Raw genomic sequence first — 8,258 nt, forward strand, 5'->3', positions numbered from 1 at the left:
ATCTTCCAGTTTTTAGATGCAGCAGCCTATTTTGGTTTTCATGCCTCTACAGATAAAGGACAAGTAAAATTAAAGCACACCGGGACAGTACAGATTAAAAAAGGAGAACAGATTTATACTGATGTCATCCAGAATTTCTATACCAAAAATAATCTTTACCTGTATATCCAGGGCGACCGTACCCGCAGCTATAATTTTTATGATAATTACCTTATAGATGATGTCTCTGCTAACAGTCTTAAAATAGGTGATACAGAAAGTACATTAGCAGAGGGAGCTTACCAAACTGATGGCTGGCCATTGTTGATCCTGAGCGACTCTCAGAACCATAGCGAGACAAGCAACAAGCTTTACTTGCAACTGGTAACGGATAATAACCAAAATGCTATGTTGTATGGGCAGGTGGCGCAAATAGATAATGCCCAGGCGAACAATTTTATAGATGCAGATAACCTGAAACAACCTGTTGATACGGAAGGTAATGAAAGTATATTCACCAAAACCATTGCCCTCTCTAACCCGGCAAGCGGAGCAGCAGGAACAAAATACACCATCGCTACTTTCAATATCCTGCTTTACCAGGGGAAAACATACAGCTACCTGGCCGGGCAGATCATCAACGAGGATAATGAAGAAGAAGATGTTTATGCATCTCCCAATTTCTTTGATGATGTATTTGGCGAATTACAAGCTACCCCTTTGTTACAGGCTACCATAGATAATTCGTATAGCAGCATCACGTTTCAAAAGTTAAAATTGATTAACCATTACTACGATAAAAAGCAGCAGGGTATCAGTGCAGTACAAACCACCTTGGTAAAAGATGAAATAGCAACTGTAGTAAATGAGCCTAACTTAAAAAGAGTAATTTATGTTACAGATGTCATTGATATTTTAAACACAGCGTTAGGTTTAACTTCTAATTTTTCACTAGAAGCAAAATCTTCACCATCAGTATCAGGAAATGTAAATGGAGATACAATTTATAAGCTCCCGTTTCCTTTTTATCATCAGATAAAAGTATTTACAGACTCAACATTAACAATAACAGGTTTAGAGTTGAAATCATATGACAATTCAATTGTTAATAAAATCATTTTAGGTATAACAAACCTAGAAAATGACCTATTAAAGGAATTAATAACTGGTAATGAGTTAAATAATCCAAGATTATTACTTGAAGATCTTTTTGAAGATGAGAATTTATTTGTCTCATCAGAAAATATACAATATGAAAAATATAAAATTGGAATTGTATCTGAATTAATTGATGGTAGTTTAAAGCTTTCTGTTCCCGGGATGGCAATAACTGTTTATTCATTAGATAGAAAATATTATTTCTCGAAAGCATATAGTGATTATGTAACGGATGATGAAAATTCAATAATAAATCTTGATTTTACTCTATAGATATGGCAAATACAGCAATTATTAAGGGAGGAAAGGTAATCAAGACAACTGGTTTTGATGATTTGATGTTTTCAGTTACAGAAGGATTTCTAATGAGTTTTAGAGTTGGAAATATTACTTACAGTCATTTCAATAAAGGAGAATTAAGAACTGATGAAGCAGCTTATCAAAAGGAAGATATAGCGGGTTATTTTGATGAAAAACAATTTTTGGAATATCTGATAACCCCCTCTGTTTATGTAAGTAATTTAAGAAGATTTACCTCATTTATAGAAGCTGATGAAAATGAAGAAGTAAATATTTCTTTATTAGATGTAAAGGAGAACACAACAACTCCAGGTTTCTATTTTCCTATAAATAAAAAATGCAGTTTTTTATATAATCCTGAGGTTGATTATGTGAATGTTGATGGTAAACTTAACTTAACAGGTCCATTTACTGAAGAGCCATTTAGTTTTTCAGACTTAAGTAATAGTTTTTATACTACAAATTTAGTCTTTACTTTAACATCTGATGATACCGAAACAACTAAGGAAAATGCAAAGTTCTTAGCGTTAACAGCAAAAGTTATTGAAAATATTGATAATAGAATTTTCAACCTTTTTAGTGAATTCTCGAATTTAATTGATGAACAAAAGAATTATTGGGAACTTACACCGGTATTTTCAGATACAAGTACATTAGCAGAGTTTGAAAATTATTATAAATCTACATTTAACTTTTACAGAAGTGCTTATCGTAATCAATTCAATATTCAAAATGCCACTGGAGTTAAAAAATTATTCTGGTTAGCAAGTGTGATGTCTCCTAATAGTTTATCTATTCTTTCTGAAGAAATTAAATTAGAACTTTTGGATTTTATTGTTAAGAATGTACTTGTAAGATCCATTTTTAGCTCTATCGATTATGAAAAATTAATAGTTAGTATAGTTAAATCGGTTACTCCTTTACAAGTAGATACCTTCTTAAACGGATTAGTAGATACCAACAAGTATGGACATTTTCAGTTTTCTTTATTTCTTAGTATATATTCAAAAATTGATGATTCTATTTTAGGTATTGGTAACAATAATAAAAGAGAATTTGTATTTGCATTGTATGAGCTTTGGAAAATAAGTGAATATAACCCATACAAGAACTCAACATTTAATCAAACAAGCCTTAGTAAGTTTATTTATAATGATAAACTGGCTACTAATCCTGATACAAATAATAGCTTTTTCTCGTCAATACTAGGTTTAGATAATAATACCTTATATTTCGATGCATCTCCTATATCGTTAGATTATTCTTCTACTTCATTCGCTGGTTTTTATTTCGATAACTTTAAATTTTATTTCTCCAGCTTAGACGAAAGAGAAGATTTTGATTTTGATTTTAGGTCTTATAATAATACTAAAGATGCTCCACAAGAAAAAATACTAGCAGTAAAGGATGATTATGTCAATAATTCTTCCCCAGGCTTATATGGAACTTATCATTATTACCAATCTGTATCACTTGTTAATACTAGTCAAGAGACCATCATTAGTTTACCAGTAATTGAGGGTAATGAAGATGGTAATCCTGAGAATATCAATAGTCTAATCCCAATTTTCGTTCTAAAATACATTGACGATGCAGGAGACGAAAGCGACTTCAATACTGCAGTGGGTTATTTTATAGATGTTGTGTCAATTGCAGCGGGAGGTTACGGCTTTATCACAAAGTTAAAGTATTTAAGAACTTTATCTGGATTTACCGAAGCAGTTGTCGCAGGTACAGAAAGTGGTTCAGCAGTACTATTTTCTCTTTATACAACTATTGCTTCTGAATTTGTTAATGTTTCGGCTGCAACTACGAGTTTATTGATAAAAATTAGTGAAAATTCAATCTATGCAAATGAACCATGGTTTAAATGGATAAAAGAAAATATACTTTGGATTGAATTGTTCTCTGCTGGAGGTAGTGTACTTGCCGAAAATATGTTAAAAATATCTGCAAAAAAGCTTGTAGATGATTTTAATACGGGTTCTTGGCCCGATGAGTTTGTTTCTGATGCGAGGGGCGTTGCAGCAAGAAATACGCTTGTGAAAATTCATGGTTTAGCTAATGAAACAGTCATAGCTTTAGTAAATCAATATAAATCAAGAATTGTTAATAATGTTAATTCAAAAATTTCTAAAAGCGATCAGTTTGAAATTAGAAAAATTCTAAGCGGAGGAATTGTCTCAGATGATCCTCTACATACAGGAGTAGGTTTAGACCAAATAATTGCCAATGGATTTTCCAGTGGATTAATATATGATGAATTAGAAGGGCTTTTAGCCATTAGTTATAGAAAGGGTAAACTAGTGAATGGAGCATACATTAATAAGCAAATTAGTACAGAAAATTTAATAACACAGACAACAACATGGGCAACTGTAATCAAGCCTAGAAAGTATCCTTTTAAATTTAATAATCTAAGCGAATTTAACCAGTTTAAAAATGAAATGACAGATTTAATTGAAGATTTTGGTATTCCCGCAACTGATGTTAGAATACAAGGATCGTCTTTAAGGACTAGTTTGAGTAAGGATGTTGATATTGCAATTTTTATAGATGAAAAGCAATTAGGCGAGATAAAGAGAATTATATATAAAAAGTTAAAAGGCAATTATATTGATAGTAAAGGAGTCATCGATATGATTAAGTACGAAGCGGCTATAAAAAGAATTGAAAAGCAAATAAGCAAAGGCTATATCAAGAATAGGCAGTTCGGTGAACTTTCAACAGGAAAAACATTTATGCAAGAATTTCGTGATAGACAAATCTTTTCTCAGGATTTGGACATATCTATAATAATCAAAGGAAAAAGTTTTGATACAGCCCCATACTTAAAATTTTGAAAAATATGGCAACAACAATTAAATATAGGAGCGATTCTGGACAAGAGGTAACATTTGAGCAAACAAGACAAATGGAATCCTATAATAAGATTTTTTTGGAAAATAATGTACCTGTTTCAAAAGAACGTTATGAACTTAATAAGTTAGTTAACAAAAGCTACAATGTTACATCGACGGAAGAAATTGATAATATTCTTTTGAGAGAACCTAATAGTTCTTTTGACTTTGTGCGTTATCAGAGTATTTATAAAGTTCATGAAATACGATCATACAAAAATGGTATGTTGACCGATAAAAGTGCGACTGTGTGGAACGAACAAAATAATCTTATTGGGTATGCAAAGTTTGATGTACAAACAAATAACATTATTCCAGGAAAAACGGAAAAATCATTTTATGAAAATGGTGAAGAAAGATATTTTTTTGAATATGATCAATATGGCAATTGTTTGATGATTTATGATGAACCTTATGGAGACGTTATCTATCCTAATAGAATTGGAGTTGATCCTGATGAGCCCTTTACATGGCAAGGAAAGGAGTATTATCAACATGCAGAACCACTTATACCTACAAGTTGATGAGTACTTTCAGGATTTGGACATATCAATAATTATTAAAGGGAAAAGCTTTGATACAGCTCCTTACTTAAAATTTTAATATATGGCAAATACAATCAATTATAACAGCGATTTAGGTCAAGATGTAACTTTTGAGCAGACTAAACAAATGGACGCTTATAATAAGGTGTTTTTGGTTAATGGAATTCCAACTAAAAAAGAGCGCTATGAATTCAACCAATTAATAAGCAAAAGTTACTTTGTGACATCAAATGTTCAAATTAGTAATATTTTATTAAATGAACCAGATACATCTTTTTACTATACTTATTATACCAATAATTATAAAGTTCAGGAGATGTTATCTTTTAAAAATGCTGTACTTATGGGTAAATGGGTAACGGTATGGGATCAGCAAGGTAACGATATTTGTTTTACAAAATTTGATGTTCAGACAAACCAATTAATTCCAAGGGATACTGAGAAATCCTTTTATGAGAATGGTGAAGAACGGTATTTTTTTGAATATGATCCTCATACAGGCAATTGTTTGATGATTTATGATAAACCGTATGGAGACGTGATCTATCCTAATAGAATTGGAGTTGATCCTGATGAGCCCTTTACATGGCAAGGAAAGGAGTATTATCAACATGCAGAACCACTTATACCTACAAGTTGATGAATACAGAAATAAAATACAAAAATTACTTTGATGAGATTCTAACTCCTCAGCAGGTAAAGCACTTAAATGATGAGTATTTTAAAGAATACTATGAATACGGATTTTTGAAAAAGAGAGAGGAATTTTCCGCAACAAATGAGTTAGAACATGGTGAGTATTTTTTATCTCTTAATGAAAATATAAATGATGTTATCAATGAATTTAAGAATGTTTGTAAGACAGGTACATATTATTTCAACAAACAATTAGGACAAGGATTTTCTTTGTGGCAATATGTCTATTACACCGGTGTTTCACAACTTAGTAAAGGCAAGATTGTTTATAATACAGAAGGAAAACTTATCGCGCATCAGGAAATAAATCATTTAAATGACCAAATAATTAGAACTCGAAAAACTTATTATTTATCGAATTTAGATGGTTTTCCTGATTTTGATGATTTAGTAGCTAGATATGGTACATTACAGTTCAACTACAATCATTCAAGCTTATTACCAGGTGAGATTTGTGTATGGGTTAATCTTACAGGTTTTGATCATAAAGAATATTATATCAAAAATAATCAAAATATATTCAACCATTTTATGCTAAGCTCTTTATTTCCATGGACCAGTCATCCATACTATCATAGTGCTTCACTATTACTTCCTACTTCAAGTACAATCTAACTATGGCAAAACAATTAGACAAAATACTCATCATAGACTTAGAAGCTACCTGTTGGGAAGATAAGGCTCCTGTAGGAATGGAAAGTGACATCATTGAAATAGGCTTATGTTTACTGGATGTACAGAGCGGAGAGATTTCAGATAGCAGGGCAATATTAGTAATACCTGAACGATCTGAGTTAAGCGAATTTTGCACTTCTTTAACTACCATTACTCAGCAACTATTAGATGAACAGGCTATATCTTTCAAAGAAGCTTGTAATATTTTAAAAAAAGAATATCAATCACAGAGTAGAGCTTGGGCAAGCTTCGGTGCTTATGATTATAAGCAATTTCAAAGACAATGTAATTCATTAGGTATAGGGAATCCAATGGGGCCCTCACATATTAATGTGAAAACTTTATTTGCGCTAAAAAGAAAGTTAACTCATGAACAAGGCATGGCAGGAGCACTAGCGTTATTAGAGATTCCTTTGGAAGGAACTCATCATAGAGGAGTGGATGATGCTAAAAATATAGCTAAAATTTTAAAGTGGATATTGAATGAATAGTAATGGATAGTATTATTACTTCTACAAAATAAATGAGTTTATAAAAAATCAGAGATAACAAAAGGAAAAGGAATAAGCATAAACCAGAAAAACATGCCAACAACAGCCGTAGCTAAAAGATATTATCCAAAATTATCAGAAGTCATTACTTTAGATGATTTACCCGAGTTCTTATCCTTCGCCCGCGAAGGATTAGCAGGTATCTTTGATAAAATCCATTACAAAAACCTGCAATACTCTAAAAGCTACAGGGGTGATGCAGCCTTTTACAGTCTGGATATTGTCTCACGGGAAATTGGCTTAAACCTGCCTTTTGGCTTACGTTTAATCTTAAACCCGGATGAACAAGGAGATCCTAATATTTCATCTTTCCCAGTTACTCTGGAATATCAATGGGAAATATTAGCTTATTTACGGGCATTTAAATTATCAGGTTTTTCTTTCACACCAGAAGCATTCTATGAGCTGGGCTTACAAATATTCAGGGTAACAGAAGACCAGGTATTGGCCCATACCTTAAATTATTTTGTAGAACCTGTAAATGAAACTACCAATAAGTTTGAACAGTTGGTAAATGATATCAATACATTTTTTCCATCGGCAGGCTTAGTTTTACCCGCTAATGAAGAGCCAACTGTTTCTTCTGTAGTTTCGCTAATCAATCAAAATCCAAATATTCCAAAAAGTGTTTCGCCATTAATGTTTGGCCTTTACCTGCTGGATGATGATTTGGAAATTGTCAATACCCGTTTACAGGAATTTTATAACCTTATTGTACCAGAGGGAATAGAAGCCTTTATCCGTAAATTGATTATACCCAAAGCCAAAGTAAGCTTAAAGCTTTCTGCTGCTATAGAATTTCCTACAACAGTATTGCAACCGGTAGATGTAAATGGCAATATTATAGCGGGAACTACTAAATTCAAATTTGCAGAAGCCTTACTATATGCAGATACAGAAGCAGGCATTGGTTATAAAGCTCAGATAGGAGGTTCTTTAATACCTCAATACTCTCAAATTGGTAATACCGGTTTAATTATCGAGTTTAGCAATGCCTTACTGGATTTAAGCAAGACCACCAACATTCCACAGGCAGATGCTGCCGGCTATAGCAATGATTTTACTGGTGTATTTATAGAATCTGCTACTATCAGCCTACCCCAAACCTGGTTACAAAACGAAGATGCACCACCTAGCTCGGTAGAGATTATTGGTGAAAACCTATTCATCGGCACCGGAGGCTTCTCTGGCACCATTGGTTTACAGCGGGATAACGATACCGATTTACTCTATAAAAAAATTGGTGGTTTCGAGATAAGCCTAAACGCTTTCGATATTACTTTTCTTCAAAACAGCATCATCAGCTCTAATATTCGCGGTAGCTTAAAAGTAAAAGGTTTTAAGGATGCTTTAGGCAACGATGCTGAGATTGCTGTACTAGTCAGTTTTGATGGCAACGGAGATTTCAACATTACAGCTATTGAAGCAGATGGTATTCCGCTAATTGTAGAAGG

7 protein-coding genes are annotated in these 8,258 nt (G+C 32.6%); all 7 read left to right on the forward strand.

Going from position 1 to position 8,258, the window contains the following annotated elements; all coding sequences use genetic code 11:
* A partial coding sequence (locus tag H510_RS20250) for a hypothetical protein (RefSeq protein ID WP_036692812.1) occupies positions 1–1,410 on the forward strand: 1,410 nt, incomplete at its 5' end.
* Between the two features lie 2 nt (positions 1,411–1,412).
* Complete coding sequence (locus tag H510_RS0112610; protein WP_026904655.1) at positions 1,413–4,280, forward strand: hypothetical protein; 2,868 nt, start codon at positions 1,413–1,415, stop codon at positions 4,278–4,280.
* A 5-nt stretch (positions 4,281–4,285) separates the two neighbouring features.
* The gene (locus H510_RS0112615) at positions 4,286–4,861 is read left to right on the forward strand and encodes a hypothetical protein (RefSeq protein WP_036692814.1); all 576 of its coding nucleotides are present in this window, start codon (positions 4,286–4,288) and stop codon (positions 4,859–4,861) included.
* 82 nt (positions 4,862–4,943) lie between these two features.
* Entirely contained in the window at positions 4,944–5,522 is a 579-nt protein-coding gene (locus H510_RS0112620) for a hypothetical protein (RefSeq protein WP_026904657.1), read from the forward strand.
* The gene (locus H510_RS0112625; RefSeq protein WP_026904658.1) at positions 5,522–6,193 is read left to right on the forward strand and encodes a hypothetical protein; all 672 of its coding nucleotides are present in this window, start codon (positions 5,522–5,524) and stop codon (positions 6,191–6,193) included. The genes H510_RS0112620 and H510_RS0112625 overlap by 1 nt, the downstream gene beginning before the upstream one ends.
* A 2-nt stretch (positions 6,194–6,195) precedes the next feature.
* Entirely contained in the window at positions 6,196–6,744 is a 549-nt protein-coding gene (locus H510_RS0112630) for a 3'-5' exonuclease (protein WP_026904659.1), read from the forward strand.
* A 93-nt stretch (positions 6,745–6,837) separates the two neighbouring features.
* The coding region (locus H510_RS18865; protein ID WP_036692818.1) for a hypothetical protein at positions 6,838–8,258 on the forward strand (1,421 nt) is incomplete at its 3' end.

The sequence above is a fragment of the Pedobacter glucosidilyticus DSM 23534 genome, assembly GCF_000425145.1.
GTDB classification, from domain to species: Bacteria; Bacteroidota; Bacteroidia; order Sphingobacteriales; family Sphingobacteriaceae; genus Pseudopedobacter; species Pseudopedobacter glucosidilyticus.